Source organism: Plantibacter sp. 2H11-2, from assembly GCF_050031945.1.
Taxonomy (GTDB): Bacteria; Actinomycetota; Actinomycetes; order Actinomycetales; family Microbacteriaceae; genus Plantibacter; species Plantibacter auratus.
Map to the genome: position 1 here is coordinate 68,218 of NZ_JBNBBL010000005.1, position 18,527 is coordinate 86,744.

Below are 18,527 nucleotides of genomic sequence, written 5' to 3' on the forward strand. Positions count from 1 at the left end.
AAACAAGGGAAGTGGACAGAGGTTGCGTCGCCGTTGACGATGGATGCAACTGCATCGATCGGGGCGCTATTCCCGGGCTTGAAGGGTCCGTGCAGCAGTGACGATCTCGGCGATCCGGTGCGGGGCCGCCTCGTCCTGCAGCGACGTCGTGTCGCCGAGGGGCCGCTGGTCGACGATGTCGCCGAGCAGACGCCGCATGATCTTCCCCGAGCGGGTCTTCGGGAGGTCTGGGACCACGAAGACGTCGCGGGGCTTCGCGATCGGGCCGATCTCGTTCGCCACGTGGGAGCGCAGTGCCTCGCGGAGTGCCGCGGAGCGCTCCAACCAGTACGCCTCGCCGTCGGCCTCCGGACCGTGGGATCGCGAGGACGGGATGACGAACGCGGCGATCGCGCTCCCCGTGATCGGGTCGTGCACGCCGACCACGCCGGCTTCGCCCACGTGGGGATGCGACACGAGGGCCGACTCGATCTCGATGGTCGACAGGCGGTGGCCCGAGACGTTGATGACGTCGTCGACGCGCCCGAGGACCCAGATGTCGCCGTCCTCGTCCCACTTGGCGCCGTCGCCGGAGAAGAAGTAGCCCTGCTTCCAGTACTTCGCCCAGTACGAGTCGCGGTAGCGCTCCGGGTTGCCCCAGACCGTGCGCGCGAGCGACGGCCCGAAGCGGCTGACGACCAGATACCCGCCGGATCCGTACGGCACCGTCTCGCCGTCCTCGTCGACGACCAGCGCCTCCAGGCCGGGGAGTGCGCGACTGCCGGAACCCGGCTTGATCGTGGTCGCACCGGGGAGCGGTGCGATGACGGCCGACCCCGTCTCCGACTGCCACCAGGTGTCGACGACCGGGGTCTCGCCGCGCCCGATGCGCTCGCGGAACCACATCCAGGCCTCGGGGTTGATCGCCTCGCCGACGGTACCGAGGAGCCGGAGGGTCGAGAGGTCGTACTCGGCGGGCGGCCCCTCGGGGAACCACGTCATGAGGGTCCGGATGAGCGTGGGCGCCGTGTAGTACGTCGTCACGCCGTAACGCTCGATGATCTCGAAGTGCCGTGCCTGGTGCGGGGTGTTCGGCGTGCCCTCATAGATCACCTGGGTGAGCCCGTTCGAGAGCGGACCGTAGATCTCATAGGTGTGCGCGGTGACCCAGGCGAGGTCGGCGGTGCACCAGTGGACGTCGTCGTCCTTGGCGTCGAAGATCGCCCAGTGGGTCCAGGACGCCTGCGTGAGGTATCCACCTGACGTGTGGACGAGTCCCTTGGGCTTCCCGGTGGTGCCGCTCGTGTAGATGATGAAGAGCGGGTTCTCCGCGTCGAACGCCTCGGCCTCGTGGGTGTCGGCGGCGACACCCACGGTGTCGTGCCACCAGACGTCGCGACCGGGGGTCCACGGCACGCTCGGCGTCTCGTCGCCCGTGCGTGCGACGACGAGCACGTGCTCGACGGACGGCACGCCGTCGACCGCGGCGTCGGCGTTCTGCTTGACCGGCACGGCCGTACCCCGGCGGTACTGGCCGTCGGTGGTGATGAGCAGCTTGGCCTCGGTGTCCTCCACGCGGAAGCGCAGCGCCTCAGCCGAGAACCCACCGAACACGAGGGAGTGGATGGCGCCGATGCGGGCGACGGCGAGGGTGGCGATGACCGTCTCGGGGATGACCGGCAGGTAGATGACGACGCGGTCTCCCTGGCCGATGCCGAGTGCTGTCAGCGCGTTGGCCGCCTTCGCGACCTCGCGCTGCAACTCGGCGTAGGTGATGGAGCGGCGGTCGCCCGGCTCTCCCTCGAAGTGGAGGGCCACTTTGTCGCCTCGTCCGGCGTCGACGTGCCGGTCGACGCAGTTGACCGCCACGTTGAGCGTTCCCCCGGCGAACCAGGTGGCGGCGGGGACGGTGAGTTCGGGCTCGGGGTCCGACGGGTCGGACCCCTCGACCGGCCGGGCCGGGTCCCAGGTGTGAGCCGTCTCCCACGGGGTGACCCAGTCGAGGCGTCGGGCCTGCTCCTCCCAGAACGCCACGGGGTCGGCGGCCGCGCGAGCCCATTCCTCCGGGCCGACGTTCGCCGTCTGGGCGAGGTCGGCCGGTGGGGCGTAGCTGCGGGTCTCGGCGAGGAGGTTCGCGATGGTGGCGGCGGGCGCTGCGGACGTCGATCCATCAGTGGGAGGCATGCTGCAACGCTACGCGGGAGGCCGGGGCCGGTGCCATCCGCGGGTCATGCGGCGTCATGGTCCGGAGGTTCCGAGGGGCTGTGGAGGAGCGTCGGGAGTAGCCTCGAAGGGCCGTCGCGATGCGCGGCGGACGTCGATCAGGAGCGCGCACGGCGCGTCTCGAGAAGGGAACGACATGGCGACCGTCATCCAGTACCAGGAGCTCGGCCCGGCCGACGTCCTCGAGCTCGTCGAGGTGCCGACGCCTCAGGCGGGCCACGGCGAACTCGTCGTCGAGGTGCGCGCCGCGGGCGTGAACCCGATCGACTGGAAGCTCCGCAGCGGTGTCCGCGGCGGCGAGCTGCACGGCACCCGACGCGTCGGGAGCGACGGCGCCGGCGTCGTCGTCGAGGTCGGCGACGGGGTCGAGGGCTGGTCGATCGGCGACGAGGTCGTCGTCGTCAACGCCTCCGGGACGTACGCGACCCATGTCGTCGTCACGCCCGACCAGATCATCCGCAAACCGGCGGCCATCTCCTTCGAGGAGGCGGCGGCGATCGGCATCCCCGTGAGCACGGCCTACCAGGCGCTCCGGTCGCTCGGCGTGACCGAGGGGACGACCCTCCTGATCCACGGCGGATCGGGCTCGGTGGGGCACGCGGCAGTGCAGTTCGCCGTGGCGTGGGGAGCGACCGTCGTCGCCACCGCGAGCGAGGGGAACCATGCGCGCCTGCGGGAGCTCGGGGCGATCCCCGTCACCTACGGTCCCGGGCTCGTCGAGCGCGTGCGCGAGGCCGCCCCGCAGGGCGTCGACCGGGTGCTCGACGCCGTCGGCACCGACGAGGCGCTCGAGACCTCGTTCGAGTTGGTCGAGGACCGGCAGCACATCGGCACGATCGTCGTCGGTGCGAAGGCGGCCGACCTCGGGATCCAGGCGTGGTCCGGCGGGAACCCGCTCCCGCTCACGGCGCAGGAGCAGGCCTGGCGGGCGGAGGCGATCCCGGCGGTCGCGTCCCTCGTCGAACAGGGTCGCTTCAGCTTCGAGCTCGGCACCGTCCGGCCTCTCGCCGAGGCCGCCGATGCGCACCGCGAGAGCGAGTCGGGTCACCCGAGCGGGAAGCTCATTCTCGTCCCCTGAGCGCCCTTCGACAGGCTCAGGGCCCGGGGGGGGGGGGGGCTCGGGCGGGAGTGCCCTTCGACAGGCTCAGGGACCGGGGGTGGCTGGGGCGGGAGTGCCCTTCGACAGGCTCAGGGACCGGGGGTGGCTGGGGCGGGAGTGCCCTTCGACAGGCTCAGGGACCGGAGTGACTTGAGCGGGAGTGCCCTTCGACAGGCTCAGGGACCGGGGCGCTACTCCGGGCCCTCGCCGAAGCTGTCGCCGACGGGAGCGCGGTCCGCCAGGTCGTCCTGGTCGTCGAGGTCCTCGACGGCGTCCTCGGTGTCCGAGTCGTCGTCCAGACCCGCATCGCCGACGACGTCGTCACCACCGACGCCGTCACCGGCGTTGCTCAGGCCGCCGTCACCGGGGGCCGCGTCGTCGGCCGAGCGGTCGACCGCACCGCCGTCGGGCACGACACCGCCGACCGAGCTGTCGGTATGGTCCTCACCGGGCACGTGTGCCTGGGCACCCGGGCCGCCGTGGGCGAGGGCGTCGCGTTGGGCGTCTGCTGCTGCTGGATCCATGGGATTGCTCATGACGGCAGCGTAGGCCGGACGCCGAGACGTCGCGGGGGCTTGGCTCAGGGACGCCGGACGCCTATCCTCCGTGCTCCCCGCCGGACCCGACGCGGTGTCGACAGCGTGGTGCCCTTCGACAGGCTCAGGGACCGGGGCAGGCTCAGGGACCGGGGAGGGTCAGCGGCCGGTGTGCTCCACGATGATCGCCTTGATGCGGTCGACGTCGGCCGGCACGATCTCGAAGCGCTGTTCGAGCCCCTCGATGCCCTCGAACGCCTCGGGACGCTCCGGCTCCTCGCCGAGCGCCTCGCGGACGATCTCGGCGAACTTCGCCGGAAGCGCGGTCTCGAGGACGAGCATCGGGACGCCCTCGCGCAGGTGGCGGCGGGCGACCGTGACGCCGTCGGCGGTGTGCGGGTCGATCGTGACGCCGTAGCGCTCGTGCACGTCGCGGATGGTGGCGACGCGGTCGGCGTGGGTGCTCCGACCGGAGACGAAGCCGAACTCGCTGATCCGCTCGAACTCGGGCGTCCCGGAGAGGTCGAACCCGCCCTCCTCGTCGAGGGACCGGAACAGCTCACCGAGGCGGGTCGCGTCCTGACCGACGAGGTCGTAGAGGAAGCGCTCGAAGTTCGACGCCTTCGAGATGTCCATGCTCGGGCTGGAGGTGTGGTGCGTCTCGGCCGCCGAGCGCGGGCGGTACACGCCCGTGCGGAAGAACTCGTCGAGGACGTCGTTCTCGTTCGTCGCGACGACGAGCTGGTCGATCGGGAGCCCCATGGAGCGGGCGATGTGCCCGGCGCAGACGTTGCCGAAGTTGCCGGACGGCACCGAGAACGACACCTTCTGGCCCGGACCGTCGGTCGCGAGCAGCCAGCCGTGCACGTAGTACACGACCTGCGCGACGACGCGGGCCCAGTTGATCGAGTTGACCGTACCGACGGCGTGGAGTGCCTTGAACGGAGCGTCCTTCGAGACGGCCTTCACGATGTCCTGGCAGTCGTCGAAGTTCCCCTCGACGGCGAGGTTCACGATGTTGTCGTCCTGGAGGCTGAACATCTGCGCGCGCTGGAAGCTGCTCATGCGGCCGTGCGGGCTCAGCATGATGACCCGGATGCCGGTCTTGCCGCGCATGGCGTGCTCGGCCGCGCTCCCGGTGTCGCCGGACGTCGCGCCGAGGATGTTGAGCTCGTCGCCGCTCTTCGCGAGCGTGTACTCGAAGAGGTTGCCGAGCAACTGCATCGCCATGTCCTTGAAGGCGAGCGTCGGGCCGTTCGAGAGGCCGAGGAGCTGCAGCTCGGTGCCGCCCTCCTCGCCGAGGGTGCGCAGCGGGGTGATGAGCGAGGCGTCGTCGCCGGCGCGGCCGTTCGAGTACACCTCGGCGGTGTAGGTGCGACGGGTGATGTCCTGGAGGTCGGCGGCGGGGATGTCGTCGGCGAACTTCGACAGCACGGCGAACGCGAGGTCGGCATAGGACAGCTCGCGCCACGACTCGAGCTCCTCAGCGGTCAGCTGCGGGTACTCCGCCGGGAGGTACAGGCCGCCGTCCGGGGCGAGCCCGCCGAGGAGGATGTCCGAGAAGTGCTGGGGCAGATCGTGGCCCCGCGTCGACTGATAGTGCATGACCGTCTCTCTCATCCGGTTGGAAGCCCGATCTCCAACCTTGCCATATCGGGGGTCGACGCGCAGAGGCCCGCCGTCATCGTGACCGGCCGCTACGCGCGGGCGAGTTCCTCGCGGATCGCGGCGACGAACGCGTCGATGTCGCCCTCCGTGGTGTCGAACGAGCACATCCAGCGCACCTCGCCCTTCGCCGCGTCCCAGTCGTAGAAGCGGAAGCGTTCGCGCAAGCGGTCGGGGACGCCCGCTGGCAGGGTCGCGAACACCGCGTTGGCCTGGGTCGGCTGGCTGAAGCCGAGTCCCGGTGCCTCGCCGGCGGCGATGAGGGCCTCGAGGGAGGTGCGGAGGCGCGCGGCCATCGCATTGGCGTGGGTCGCGGAGCGGAGCCAGAGCCCGTCGCCACCGTCGGCCGCCGGCTCGAGCAGGGCGATGAGCTGCGCCGCACCGAAGCGCATCTTCGACGCCAGCTGCATGTTGAGCTTCCGCAGGTAGACGAGGCCCTCCGATGCCGACGGTTCGAGCACGACGATGGCCTCGCCGAACATGAGTCCGTTCTTCGTCCCACCGAAGGACAGCACGTCGACGCCGGCATCGGCGGTGAACGCGCGCAGTGGGACGCCGAGGGCTGCTGCGGCGTTGGCGATGCGGGCGCCGTCGAGGTGCAGCTTCATGCCGTGACCGTGCGCGTGGTCGGCGATCGCGCGGATCTCCTCGGGCGTGTACAGGGTGCCGAGCTCGGTGGTCTGCGTGATCGAGACGACGAGCGGCTGTGCACGGTGCTCGTCGCCCCAGCCCCACGCTTCGCGGTCGATGAGGTCGGGCGTGAGCTTGCCGTCGGGGGCGTCGACCGTCAGGAGCTTGATGCCACCGACCCGCTCCGGCGCGCCGCCCTCGTCGGAGTTGATGTGCGCGGTCGACGCCGAGATGACGGCACCCCAGCGCGGGAGCATGGACTGCAGACCGACGACGTTCGCGCCGGTGCCGTTGAAGACGGGGAACACGGCGACGTCGCGGCCGAAGTGATCGGCGAAGACCTCGTGCAGCCGGCGGGTGTAGTCGTCCTCGCCGTACGCGATCTGGTGGCCGCCGTTGGCCGCCGCGAGTGCATCGAGGATCTCGGGGTGGACGCCGGAGTAGTTGTCGGAGGCGAAGCCACGGATGCTGGTGTCATGCAGAGAGTCGGTCACTGATCCATCCTCGCGCATGCCACACGCAGCTTCCGTGCATCGCGGGCCGACTTCCTGCGTGCTCGGGTCGCCGTCGGGCATGTTCACAATTCAGGAGCGCCCGGGCGTGGTGCGCCCGCACCTTGCGTGTCGGTGGGGACGCGCCGAGGCGCTCCTGAATTGTGAACCGAGAAACGGGGTCAGTCGGCGGCGTGACGGGGGCCGTCGGAGGAGGTGACGACCTCCTCGGGCACGGCGTCGATCGCGGCGTCGACGTCGGCGTGCGCACCGGGCTCCGGCTCCGCGTCCGGGGTCTCCTGCGCGAGCGCGTGCTCGTAGGCGAGCGCGTGCACGGCGATCGAGGAGGCGACGGCGGCCTGCTGCTCGTCCTCGGCGGAGGGCTGAGCCGGCTGCTCGGCCGCCAGCGCGGCGGCCTGCTCGGGCGTCAGCCGGGCGTCCTGGTCCTCTTCGTCCTCGTCCACGAGGTCGAGCACGATGGGCTCGTCGCCGTAGATGTCGCCCGCCGGATCGCCCGCGAGCGGGGCCGGCGCGGGGAGGCGCTGCTCGGCGTCGAGGAACTGCTTGGCCTCGAAGGCGCCCGGGTTGAAGACCTCGTCGATCCCGCCGAGCCCGCTCATGCCTTGAGCGCTTCCGAGAGTTTGACCCGGCCACCCATTTTCAGCAGCGAGTTCTCGTAGATCCGCGAGCCGACGAGGATGACGAGCGCCGCGGTGATCGCGAGGATCAGCAGGGACAGGATCGGCTCCCACCACTGCGCCGAGCCGACGAAGAGGCGGACGGGCATGCCCACGGCTGCCGAGAACGGCACGTAGGACATGATCGTCATCACCACCGGGTTGTCGTTGAAGAAGATGACGGCGAAGTACGGGATCATGATCAGCATCGTAATCGGGGTCGTCGTCGAACCGATGTCCTCTTGACGCGAGACCAGCGATCCGGCAGCGGCGAACAGCGCGGCCAGCAGGATGAAGCCGAGCACGAAGAACACCACGAACCAGACGACCGGGGTCCCGAGTCCGGCGAGCAGCTCCGTCTGGCCCGTCACCGTCAGCCCGATCACCGACAGCGCCGCGATCGCCAGGATCTGCCCGAACGCCAGGATGCTGTTGCCGAGCACCTTGCCCGCGAGGAGCGCCTTCACGGGGATGGCGGACATGAGGATCTCGACGACGCGGGTCTGCTTCTCCTCGACGACGCTCTGCGCGATCGACGCCCCGAAGGTGGTGGCGGAGACGAAGAACACGAGACCGAACCCGAGCGACACGATGTACAGCAGGAAGCCGGCGGAGCCGTCGGCGTCGGGATCGAGGATGGTGACCTGCGGCTGGGCGCTCAGCTGCATGATGAGCGTGTTGGAGGCCTCGGAGTCGAAGATGACCTGGACACCCGTGGGGTTGTCGTCGGTGGCCGGTGCGATCGCCGCCTCCACATCACCCGACTTCACCAGGGCTTCAGCTGCGGCGACGTCGGTCGCCTCGGTCACGTCGAAGGTCTTGCCGTCGACGAGTCCCGCACCCGCGTTCCCGACGACCGCGACCTTCGTGGTCTCCGAGGCGGTGTTCTTCGCGAGGAATCCGCCGACGACGATGCCGGCGAGGATCACGAGGAGCAGGATGCCTGTCGAGATGAGGAACGTCTTGCTGCGCAGACGCATCTTGACCTCGCGCTCGGCGACGAGACCGATGCTCTGCACGAGGCTGGGGGAGGCCGGGCCGGAGCGACGACGACCGGCGGGCTGGATCGGGGACTCGGTTGCCGTGGTCACTGGATGACCTCCTTGAAGATCTGGGCGAGGGTGGGGCGGAGGGGGGCGAAGCTCGTGACGTCACCGTGGGTCAGTGCCTCACGGAGCACGGCCTGCGCCGCCTGGGCGTCGTCGGCGTCGAAGAGGGCGTAGCCACCGTCGAAGTCGACGACGGAGATCCCCGCACGCTCGCGCAGCCAGCCGGTGTCGGCCGCGGTGAGCAGCTCGTAGCGGTTGCCGGCGTGGGCTTCGCGGAGGGACTCGCGCGAGCCGGAGGCGCGGATCCTGCCACCGGCGATGATCACGAGGTCGTCGCAGAGGCGTTCCACGATGTCGAGCTGGTGACTGGAGAACAGGACGGGGGAGCCGTCTGCGGCGAACTCGCTGAGCACGCCGACGACCACGTCGACGGCCATCGGGTCGAGGCCCGAGAACGGCTCGTCGAGGACGAGGACGTCGGGGTCGTGCACGAGCGCCGCGGCGATCTGCGCCCGCTGCTGGTTGCCGAGCGACAGGCTCTCGAGGGCGTCGTTCCGGCGCTCGCCGAGGCCGAGACGCTCGAGCAGTTCGCCGGCGTTGCGCTTGGCGGCGTGGGTCGTGAACCCGTGGAGGCGGGCCAGGTAGACGAGCTGTTCCTCGACCCGCATCTTCGGGTAGAGGCCGCGCTCCTCCGGCATGTAGCCGAACCGGCGGCGGTCCTCCGGGGTGAGCGGGGTGCCGTCGAGGGTGACGGTTCCGGCGTTCGCGGCGAGGACACCGAGCAGGATGCGCATCGTCGTCGTCTTGCCGGCGCCGTTCCCGCCGACGAACCCGGTCATGCGGCCGGGCGCGACCTGGAAGCTGACGTCGTCGAGCACCTTCCGCTCGCCGTACGACTTGTCGATGTGGCTGAGTTCGAGCATCGGCCGCCTCCTGTGATCTGCGTGCTGGACCGAGTGTCCTGCGTCGGGTTCTCCCGGTATGGCGATCACGCTACGCGGCGTGGTGTGCCACCGGCATCCGCCGTAGGACGGGTTGACGCGACGACGCCCGGTCCCCTTCTCCGTCGAGTGGGGGATACCGGGCGTCGTGGACCAGCCGAGCGCTGGATCAGGCGGGGCGGGACTCCGGGGAGACCGTCTTCGAGGGGTCGGTCTCGGCGACGGAGCCGATGGCCTCGTCGATGCGGGCGATGACCGCGTCGTCGAGCTTCACACCGGCCGCGGCGGCGTTCGCGGTGACCTGCTCGGGACGCGAGGCACCGACGATCGCACCGGCGATGTTGTCGTTGTGCAGCACCCAGGCGAGCGCCAGCTGCGCCATGGTGAGGTCGAGCTCGTCGGCGATGGGCTTCAGCTGCTGGACGGCCGTCAGCACCTCGTCGTCGAGGAAGCGCTTGATGGTGTCGGCGCCGCCCTTCTCGTCGGTGGCCCGGCTGCCCTGCGGGAGCTCTGCGCCCGGCAGGTACTTGCCGCTGAGGACGCCCTGCGCCACCGGCGACCAGACGATCTGTGAGATGCCGAGTTCGCGCGAGGTCGGGACGACCTCCTCCTCGATGACCCGCCACAGCATCGAATACTGCGGCTGGTTCGAGATGAGCTGGAAGCCCAGCTCCTTGGACAGGGCGTGGCCGGCGCGCAGCTGCTCGGCGTTCCACTCGCTCACGCCGATGTAGAGCGCCTTGCCCGCCCGGACGACGTCGGCGAAGGCCTGCATCGTCTCCTCGAGGGGCGTCTCGCTGTCGTAGCGGTGGGCCTGGTACAGGTCGACGTAGTCGGTGCCGAGACGCGTGAGCGAACCGTCGATCGACTCCATGATGTGCTTGCGCGACAGCCCGACGTCGTTGTGCCCCTTCGGGCCGGTGGGCCAGTAGACCTTGGTGAAGATCTCCAGGCTCGCGCGTCGTTCGTCCTTGAGGGCGTCGCCGAGCACCTGCTCAGCCGCCGTGTTCGCGTAGGCGTCGGCCGTGTCGAAGGTGGTGATGCCGGCGTCGAGGGCGGCGCGAACGCTCGCCGTGGCGACGTCGTTCTCCACCTGCGAGGCGTGGGTCAGCCAGTTGCCGAAGATGATCTCTGAGATCTTGAGTCCGCTGTTGCCGAGGTATCGAAATTCCATGGTCGTCACGCTACTCCTCGCATCCGACCGGCCGACGGGGTTGCGCGGAGACGGAGCGAACCCTCAGCTGCGCGGCGACGCCAGCCCGTGCTCGTAGGTATAGATGACCGCCTGGATGCGATCACGGAGGGCGAGCTTCTGCAGCACCTTCGAGACGTGCGACTTCACGGTCGCCTCGCCGACGAAGAGCGTGGTCGCGATCTCCTGGTTGGACAGGCCCTGGGCGACCAGCTGCAGGACCTCGCGCTCGCGCTCCGTCAGCTGCTCATAGTCGGCGCCGGTCGTCGGCCCGGCCGGGACGGCGGGGCCCTGCGCGGCGTCCTCGACGACGGGGCTCTGACGGGTGAACCCCTCGATGACCCGGCGCGTGACCGCCGGGGAGAGGAGCGCCTCCCCGCCCGCGACCACCGAGACCGCCGCGACGAGTTCCTCCGGCGAGGAGTTCTTCAGGAGGAACCCGCTCGCGCCGGCACGGAGCGCCTCGGCCAGGTAGTCGTCGCGGTCGAAGGTGGTGAGGATGAGGACGGCGGCGTTGGTGTCCGGATCCGCGACGATCCGACGGGTGGCCTCGAGGCCGTCCATGCCCGGCATCTGGACGTCCATGCAGATCACGTCCGGCGCGAGCGTCGTCGCGAGCGCGACGGCCTCGGCACCGTCCGACGCCTCACCGACGATCTCGATCCCGGGCTGTGAGCCCAGGATGATGCGGAAGCCCGCACGCAGCAGCTCCTGGTCGTCGACGAGGAGGATGCGGGTGGGCTGCTCGGTCATGCCTGGTCCTTCGTGGTGGTGGTCTGGGGTCGTCCTGCGGCGGCGGAGGCGAGGCGGGCGTCGGCGATCGACGCGGCGACGGGCTCCATCGCCTGGTCACCCGGCCGGCCGAGCGGGATGGCGGCCCGCACGAGGAAGCCGCCGCGGGCGCGTGCCCCGACCTCGAGGACGCCACCGGACGACGCCACGCGCTCCCGCATCCCGATGAGCCCGAGCCCGCCGCGTCGGGCCACCGTCGGGACGGTCCCCGTGTTCGTGACCTCGAGTTCGACCGCGTCGTCCAGATAGCGGAGCCTGAGTTCGGCCGTCGCCGTGGTACCGCCGTACTTGCGGGCGTTCGTGAGCGCCTCCTGCGCGATCCGGTACAGGTTGAACGACACGACGGCCGGGATCGCGACCGGTGTCCCCACGAGTTCGAACCTCGTCGGCAGCCCGTTCGCCGTCGACTCGTCGGCGAGCCGACCCAACTGGCCGACGCCGACGGTCGACGGGCTGCTCTCCTCGTCGGTCGGTTCGCCGTGTGCGCGGAGGGTGCCGAGCATCTTGCGCAGCTCGTCGATCGCGCTCCGTGCGCCGAGCTCGACGTTCGTGAGTGCATCCCGCGCGGCGGCCGGGTCCGCATCGAGCACGGTACGCGCGGCACCGGCTTGGACCCCCATGACCGAGACGTGGTGGGCGACGACGTCGTGCAGCTCGCGCGCGATCCGCACCCGCTCGAGGGCGACCGCCTGCCGGGCGGACCGGGCGCGCTCCGCCTCGAGCTCGGCCGTGCGCTGCTCGAGCGCCGCTCGCTCCCGGGAGGACTGGTACACGCGCTCGCCGAAGAAGTACGCGGCCCCGAAGTAGAGGATGTTCGTCAGGATCTGGATGAGGATGAACGCCACGAGGGGTGAGAACACCCCCACCCGGGAGAGGCTGGGCAGCGCGTCGGGGTCGGTCGCCTGGATGAACATGGAGACGAGCAGCCAGACGAACATGGCGACGATGATGAGCACGCGGACGAGCGCAGCGCGACGTCGGTTCGGCACCCATGCGCCGACCGTGTAGATCGCGAGGAACAGGGCGATGTTCGTGAAGAGGACCTCGGGTACGAGCACCGTGCCGCCCACGATGAACATGACGGCGACGACGATCGAGACAGAGCACGGGAAGCGGCGACGGAACGCGAGCGGCGCGGTGATGCCGATCGCCCAGAGGACGGACGCCCACATCGGTGCGGGCTCGGGGTAGAACCCGGCGATCGTGTACAGCGTCAGGCTGAGGAGGGTGCCGACGCCGAGCGCGATGGCGAGGATGATGTCGGATCGCTGTTCCGACGGCGTCGCGGCCGGACGCCGCCACTCGGCGTCGTAGGGGTCGACCGGGCGGTCCTCCTGCTGGTCGACGGCGGGCTCGCTCATGCCGTCCACGCTAGCGCGACGCCCCGCCGGGGACATCCGTCGAGCGACGGAGCGCGGCGGTCCGGCACTCGGACAAGAGCCCGGAGCGGCACTCAGGAGAGTGCTGCTCCGGGCTCCTCCGCGGCACGGTCGGGTCAGGCCGCGGATCGCCCCGTGATCCCTGCGGTCGACGTGATGACGTCCGCCATCTTCTTGCCCAGCGCCTCGTAGAACATCGACAGGGGGAACTCGTCGTCGAGGACCGCGTCGGTGAGTCCGCGCGGCGGTCCGCTCAGGATCTCGTCGGACAGCCCACGCGCCCACTGCGACGCGGGGTGCGGCGTCAGCGTCGTCCGGACGAGCTCGTATGCGGCGAGCCAGTGCGCGGTCTTCGGACGGTCGATCGATCGCCAGTACAACTCGTCGATGCTCTCGCCGAGCCGCACGACCACGTCGGGGACCTCGTCCCAGTCGATCGTGAGCCTGGTGTCGGTCCAGTGCAGCACGCCGTGCTGGTGCATCCACGCGAACAGCAGCTGGCCGCCGACGCCGTCGTAGTTCCGGACGCGCGAGCCGGTGATGGCGAACCGGAAGATGCGGTCGAAGATGATCGCGTACTGGACGAGCTTCGCGTGCTCGAGGATCGCCACGTCGGCCGCGTCGAGCGTCTCGGTCTCCGCGCGGGTCGTCAGCGTGCGCTCCAGCCGGACCGACTCGCGGAACGCCGTGAGGTCGCAGCGCAGCTCCTCGAGGGAGTACAGGAAGAACGGCATCCGCTGCTTGATCATGAACGGGTCGAACGGGAGGTCACCGCGCATGTGCGTGCGGTCGTGGATGAGGTCCCACATCACGAAGGTCTCCTCGGCCAGCTGCTGGTCGTCCAGGAGGGACGCGGCGTCGGCCGGGAGCTCGAGCTTGGTGATCTCGGCGGCGGCTCGGACGACCCGACGGTACCGGGCCGCCTCACGGTCCTGGAAGATCGCGCCCCAGGTGAACGCCGGGATCGCGCGCATCGCGACCGTCTCGGGGAAGAGGACCGCTGAGTTCGTGTCGTACCCCGGCGTGAAGTCGAGGAAACGGATCGGTACGAAGAGCGCGTTCGTGTAGTCGCCGGCCTCGAGCGCGGCGATGAACTCGGGCCAGATGACCTCGACGAGCACGGCCTCGATGTGGCGGTCGGTCGAACCGTTCTGCGTGACCATCGGGAACACGACGAGGTGTCCCCGGCCGTCCACGCGATGCCGCTCGGGGTGGAAGGCGACGAGCGAGTCGAGGAAGTCCGGGACGCCGAAGCCGTCGCGCTCCCATCGGTCGAAGTCGGCGACGAGCGCGTCGAGATACTCGGCGTCGTGCGGGAAGTTCGGAGCGAGGGTGCGGACGCTCGCGACGATCGTGGCGACGTGCCCTGCCGCCGACTGGTGGTCGTTTGACTCGGGGATCGAGCCGTCCTTCACCTGGACGGCCTGCAGCGCGGTCGCGGCGGCCTTGAGGTCCGTCCAGGCCGGGTGCCCGATGAGTGCGGCGGCGTCTTCGACGACCTCCGGCTCTCCGACGATGCTCTTCGTGTGGGTGGTGGCGACGTTCGACATGGTGAACCTCCTTCCGCGTGCGCAGGCGTCGCCCGGGGTGGGTGACGATTCCTTCGAGCGTAGGGGCGGAGGGGGTGCGGATTTCTTGCGTCAGGAGCGACTTCGCTGCAACATTCGGCCGTTCGCGCTGGGGAACTGCACGGCCGACCGCGGCGGGCCGCTACCCCCAGCGGCGCTTGATCCAGCGGTCGAGGACACCGACGAGCGCGTCGGTGATCGCGCCGAGCAGCGCGAGCACGATGATGACGAAGAAGATGCGGTCGACCCGGCCGTTGTTCTGCGAGTCCACCAGGCGGAACCCGAGTCCCATGGACGAGGCGATGAGCTCCGCCGCCACGAGGAACAGCCACGACTGCGCCAGCGCGAGCCGGAGGCCGGAGACGACCGAGGGCGTCACGGCGGGCAGCTGCACCGTCCGGAACAACGCGACACCGTTCAGCCCGAAGGCGCGGCCCGCCTCGACCAGGTGCTTGTCCACGTGGCGGAGCGCGGCGGAGACCGTCGTGTACACCGGGAAGAACGCGCCGATCGCGATGAGCGTGATCTTCGACTCCTCACCGATCTTCAGCCAGAGAATGAGCAGCGGGACCCACGCGAGCGACGGGACGGCACGGATCGCCGCGAAGGTCGTCGACAGCAGGATGTCGCCGAGGCGCGAGAGCCCCACGACCGCGCCGAGGACGAGGCCGAGGACAGCGCCGATGAGGAAGCCGATGAGGACCCGCTGCACCGAGATGGCCACGTCCTGCTGCAACCAGCCGCGCTGCGCGAGATCCACGCCGGCCGCCCAGACCTCGGCGGGTGCCGGGAGTTGCGAGGCGGGGACGAGGCCGAACGCGGTGACGAGCTGCCAGGCCCCGAGGATGACGACGGGGACGAGGAAGCCGCCGAGGACGACGACGATCCTGCGGGACCCGAGAACGGCGCGCGCGTCGCGGCCGGACTGGGTCGCCTGGGCACCCGCGGCTGCGGTGGTGCCGAGACCGGCGAACTCGGTCATGGGTTCCTCTCGGGACGGTTCGGGGGCGGACTACTTCGCGCCGATGACGGACGGGTCCGCGTCGTCCACGAAGCTCGGGTTGAAGAGGTCGGCCAGGGCGTCGTCGACCTTGTCCTGCGACGACACGTCGCCGGACTCCACGAAGATCGGGCCGATGATCGACAGGACCTGCTCCTGCGCCTTGCCCGGGGCCGGGTCGACGTCGAGGTTCGAGCGCTCCGTGATCACCTTCGTCGCCACGGCGAGGTCGAGGCCCGCGGCGTCCGCGAGGATCTGCGCCGTCTCGTCGGGGTTCGACGCAGCCCATTCACGAGCGTGCTCATAGGCGTTCACGACGGTCTGCGCGACGTCCGGACGCTCGTCGATGAAGGACTCGGTCGCGGCCAGGATGCCGTAGCTGTTGAAGTCGACGTTGCGGTAGATGAGCTTCGCGCCCGCCTCCTCGGCGCCGGCCATGATCGGGTCGAGACCGGCCCACGCGTCGACGGAACCGTTCTGCAGGGCAGCCCAGCCGTCGGCGTGCTGGAGGTTCTCGATCGTGACGTCCGAGGCGGACAGGCCGGCCTCCTCCAGCGCCTGCAGGAGGAAGAAGTAGGGGTCGGTGCCCTTCGTCGCGGCGACCTTCTTTCCCTTGAGCTCGGCGACGTCCGTGATCGTCGAGCCCTGGCCGACGACGATCGCCGACCACTCGGGCTGCGAGAAGACGTCGATCGCCTGGATGGCCGATCCGTTCGCCCGGTTCAGGAGTGCGGCGGAGCCGGCGGTGGACCCGACGTCGATCGCGTCGGCCCGCAGTGCCTCGTTCGCCTTGTTGGAGCCGGCCGACTGGACCCAGTTGACGGTGATGTCCTGGTCGTCGAGTGCGTCCTCGAGCCAGCCCTGGTCCTTGATGATGAGCGAGAGCGGGTTGTAGGTCGCGAAGTCGATGTCGAGCGTGCCGCCCTCGGTGGTGCCGGCGGTGCTGTCACCGCCGGCCGCAGGAGCGTTCTCGCCCGCGACGCAGCCGCTGAGGAGGAGCGCTGCGGCGGCGGTCGCGGCGACGATGGCCGCGCGCCCGGCGCGGGAGGTGGTGAAGCGGCGTCGTGAGGTCATGCGTTGGTCCTTGCTGTGGATCGGTGCGGGATGACGGCGGAGGTGGTGGGTGGCTCAGTACGGGAAGTGCGGGATGGACGGCAGTCGTTGGTCGCCGCGGGCGAGACCGTGGCGGTCGATGCCGAGTCCGTCGAGGAGGCGGCCGCGCAGCTCGGCGAGCTCTGCCGACCCGCGGTCGCGCGGGCGGTTGCCGGGGACGGTCACGGTCTGGGCGATGGTCGAACCGGGGTGTCCGTCCTCACGACCCAGGAGGATGACCCGGTCGGCGAGCTGGAGGGCCTCGTCGACGTCGTGCGTCACGAGCAGGATCGTGGTGGGCGCGGCGAGGTGGATGGCGAGCAGCAGATCCTGCATCTTCAGCCGGGTGAGGGCGTCGAGGGCACCGAACGGTTCGTCGAGGAGCAGGACGCCCGGCCGGCGGGCGAGGGCCCTGGCGAGTGAGGCGCGTTGCGCCATGCCGCCGGAGACCTCCCGTGGGCGGTGCTCGGCGAAGTCCGCGAGCCCGACGAGTTCGAGCAGCTCGGCGACGCGGGCACGCCCTTCGGCTGCGGGCGTCCGCTTGGGCAGACCGAGTGCGACGTTCGCCGCGATGGTGCGCCAGGGGAGGAGTCGAGGCTCCTGGAAGCCGAAGGCCGTGCGCGGGTCGATTCCGGCGACGGGTGTGCCGTCGATGAGCACGGAGCCGGCGGTCGGGTGGTCGAGACCGGCCGCGATCCGCAGCAGGGTGGACTTGCCGCAGCCGCTCGTGCCGAGGATCGCCACGACCTCGCCGGCCTCGGCGGTGATCGTTACGTCGCGCAGCACGGGCCGCGGGGCGTCGGTGCGTTTGCCGGCACCGCTCGCGAAGGTGCGGCCGACCCCGGCGAACGCGACCGTGGACGCACGATCCGCCGAGCCGACAGGGGCGGCGTCGCGGGTGACCGGCGAGCTCGCGGCGAGCGGGCTTGGGGCAGCGTTCGTCATGGGTCTCGGGCTCCAGGGGTGGGGTGCCCGCCATGCTACGCGAGGGTGACGGACCGCTCTCGGCCGCCGAAACAGAGCGTCACATTGGCCTCCGCCGGTGACATCCGGAGGGTTCCGGTGTTATGCGTCCGCTACCAGCTGCCGACCTGCGCGACGGCGACGTCGAGGATGGCGACGGCCTCCTCCCGGTTGACCCGGGCGAGCAGTAGCGCGCTGACCGACAACGACGTGAGCTGCCGAGCGGCCGCGGCGAGTTCGTCCGCGTCCGCCTCGGGACGGGCGAGGGCGAGGGCGTCCGAGACCGCGGTGGTGAGCTCGGCCCGGTAGCCGTCGACGACCTCGCGCAGTGCATCGTCGTGGGCCGCGAGGCCGGCCGCGCTGTTGAGGAGGAGGCAACCGCGGCGGGGCGAGTCGTCGGGCAGGGTCGCGATGACCGTCTGCACGCCGGAGAAGTAGGTGGTGAGCCCGGCTCTGCCGTCCGTCGCCAGCGCGAGGACCGAGAGGCGCGGTCGGATGACGGTGTCGAGGTAGTCCTGCACGGCAGCGTCGAACAGCCCGCGCTTGCTGTCGAAGGCGTGGTAGAGGCTCGACCGCCGCAGGCCGGTGGCCGCTTCGAGGTCGGCGAGCGAGGTCGCCTCGTACCCGCGGTCCCAGAAGACGTCGCGCGCCGCCTGGACGACGGCGACGGTGTCGAACTCCTGCGTGCGTCCCATGGGTGCCTCCTCCTCGCTCGGCATCCGTGTGATGGGGTTGTGGACCGAGCGTTCTACTATTATAGTAGACCCATCGGTACAGAATGTCGCTCCGTCCGGACGACTCGACGCCGATCTCCCGGAAGGCCCGTCCCATGCTCGTCGTCAGTCTCGTCCTCGTCGGCATCGCCGCCCTCCTGCACGTCTACATCTTCGTGCTCGAGTCGCTGCGCTGGACCGAGCCGGCCACCCGCAAGACCTTCGGCACCTCGGAGCTCGAGGCCGAGACCACCCGCGGGATGGCGTACAACCAGGGGTTCTACAACCTGTTCCTCGCGATCGGCACGATCGTCGGCATCGTCTTCCTCATCACCGGCTCGACCGGTATCGGCGCGGCCCTCGTCTTCGCCTCGGCCGGCTCCATGCTCCTCGCCTCGCTCGTCCTCATCACCTCGGACCGCACGAAGGCCCGCGCCGCGATCGTCCAGGGGACCACCCCGTTGCTCGGACTCATCGCGCTCGTCATCGCACTGGCCGTCTGACACCTCCGCGACGCCCCAGGCGTCACCCCGTCCGC

General features: G+C 70.3%; 17 protein-coding genes. 2 read left to right on the forward strand and 15 right to left on the reverse strand.

The window, feature by feature from the left end:
* Positions 1-66 precede the first annotated feature (66 nt).
* Positions 67-2,163 carry an acetate--CoA ligase gene (acs, locus tag ACQG07_RS11470; RefSeq protein WP_426738367.1) on the reverse strand — a complete coding sequence of 699 codons (2,097 nt, stop codon included), beginning with the start codon at positions 2,161-2,163 and terminating at the stop codon, positions 67-69.
* 175 nt (positions 2,164-2,338) lie between these two features.
* On the opposite strand from acs, the gene ACQG07_RS11475 reads away from it, so the two are divergent.
* Positions 2,339-3,280 carry an NADP-dependent oxidoreductase gene (locus tag ACQG07_RS11475; RefSeq protein WP_124768595.1) on the forward strand — a complete coding sequence of 314 codons (942 nt, stop codon included), beginning with the start codon at positions 2,339-2,341 and terminating at the stop codon, positions 3,278-3,280.
* A 212-nt stretch (positions 3,281-3,492) separates the two neighbouring features.
* On the opposite strand, the gene ACQG07_RS11480 is transcribed toward ACQG07_RS11475, so the two are convergent.
* The 14 genes from ACQG07_RS11480 to ACQG07_RS11545 form a co-directional block, all read right to left on the reverse strand.
* On the reverse strand, positions 3,493-3,837 hold the full coding sequence (locus tag ACQG07_RS11480) for a hypothetical protein (RefSeq protein ID WP_192018832.1): 345 nt from the start codon (positions 3,835-3,837) through the stop codon (positions 3,493-3,495).
* Positions 3,838-3,996: 159 nt separating this feature from the next.
* Positions 3,997-5,442: a threonine synthase gene (thrC, locus tag ACQG07_RS11485; RefSeq protein ID WP_079704979.1), complete on the reverse strand. Its 1,446-nt coding sequence runs from the start codon at positions 5,440-5,442 to the stop codon at positions 3,997-3,999.
* A 92-nt stretch (positions 5,443-5,534) separates the two neighbouring features.
* Positions 5,535-6,644 carry a threonine aldolase family protein gene (locus ACQG07_RS11490; RefSeq protein ID WP_192018830.1) on the reverse strand — a complete coding sequence of 370 codons (1,110 nt, stop codon included), beginning with the start codon at positions 6,642-6,644 and terminating at the stop codon, positions 5,535-5,537.
* A gap of 161 nt (positions 6,645-6,805) precedes the next feature.
* A complete protein-coding gene (locus ACQG07_RS11495; protein ID WP_137242384.1) occupies positions 6,806-7,243 on the reverse strand; it encodes a hypothetical protein in 438 nt (145 codons plus the stop codon).
* Positions 7,240-8,391 carry an ABC transporter permease gene (locus tag ACQG07_RS11500; RefSeq protein ID WP_426738368.1) on the reverse strand — a complete coding sequence of 384 codons (1,152 nt, stop codon included), beginning with the start codon at positions 8,389-8,391 and terminating at the stop codon, positions 7,240-7,242. Before ACQG07_RS11500 ends, ACQG07_RS11495 begins: the two co-directional genes overlap by 4 nt.
* Positions 8,388-9,272 carry an ABC transporter ATP-binding protein gene (locus ACQG07_RS11505; RefSeq protein WP_124768601.1) on the reverse strand — a complete coding sequence of 295 codons (885 nt, stop codon included), beginning with the start codon at positions 9,270-9,272 and terminating at the stop codon, positions 8,388-8,390. Before ACQG07_RS11505 ends, ACQG07_RS11500 begins: the two co-directional genes overlap by 4 nt.
* Positions 9,273-9,459: 187 nt before the next feature.
* The gene (locus ACQG07_RS11510) at positions 9,460-10,464 is read right to left on the reverse strand and encodes an aldo/keto reductase family protein (protein WP_064295523.1); all 1,005 of its coding nucleotides are present in this window, start codon (positions 10,462-10,464) and stop codon (positions 9,460-9,462) included.
* Positions 10,465-10,527: 63 nt separating this feature from the next.
* Complete coding sequence (locus ACQG07_RS11515) at positions 10,528-11,235, reverse strand: response regulator (RefSeq protein WP_426738369.1); 708 nt, start codon at positions 11,233-11,235, stop codon at positions 10,528-10,530.
* Entirely contained in the window at positions 11,232-12,635 is a 1,404-nt protein-coding gene (locus ACQG07_RS11520) for a sensor histidine kinase (RefSeq protein WP_229940263.1), read from the reverse strand. The genes ACQG07_RS11515 and ACQG07_RS11520 overlap by 4 nt, the downstream gene beginning before the upstream one ends.
* Positions 12,636-12,769: 134 nt before the next feature.
* Entirely contained in the window at positions 12,770-14,203 is a 1,434-nt protein-coding gene (locus ACQG07_RS11525) for a DUF6421 family protein (protein WP_426738370.1), read from the reverse strand.
* Positions 14,204-14,363: 160 nt separating this feature from the next.
* The gene (locus tag ACQG07_RS11530) at positions 14,364-15,203 is read right to left on the reverse strand and encodes an ABC transporter permease (RefSeq protein WP_159877573.1); all 840 of its coding nucleotides are present in this window, start codon (positions 15,201-15,203) and stop codon (positions 14,364-14,366) included.
* Positions 15,204-15,233: 30 nt separating this feature from the next.
* Positions 15,234-16,295 carry an aliphatic sulfonate ABC transporter substrate-binding protein gene (locus ACQG07_RS11535; protein ID WP_192018824.1) on the reverse strand — a complete coding sequence of 354 codons (1,062 nt, stop codon included), beginning with the start codon at positions 16,293-16,295 and terminating at the stop codon, positions 15,234-15,236.
* Positions 16,296-16,349: 54 nt separating this feature from the next.
* Positions 16,350-17,258, reverse strand: a complete 909-nt coding sequence (locus ACQG07_RS11540) for an ABC transporter ATP-binding protein (RefSeq protein WP_229940267.1) — start codon at positions 17,256-17,258, stop codon at positions 16,350-16,352.
* A 131-nt stretch (positions 17,259-17,389) separates the two neighbouring features.
* Entirely contained in the window at positions 17,390-17,971 is a 582-nt protein-coding gene (locus tag ACQG07_RS11545; protein WP_229940268.1) for a TetR/AcrR family transcriptional regulator, read from the reverse strand.
* Between the two features lie 134 nt (positions 17,972-18,105).
* On the opposite strand from ACQG07_RS11545, the gene ACQG07_RS11550 reads away from it, so the two are divergent.
* Positions 18,106-18,492, forward strand: coding sequence for a DUF1304 domain-containing protein (locus ACQG07_RS11550; RefSeq protein WP_079003829.1), 387 nt, complete (start codon positions 18,106-18,108; stop codon positions 18,490-18,492).
* Positions 18,493-18,527: the final 35 nt, after the last annotated feature.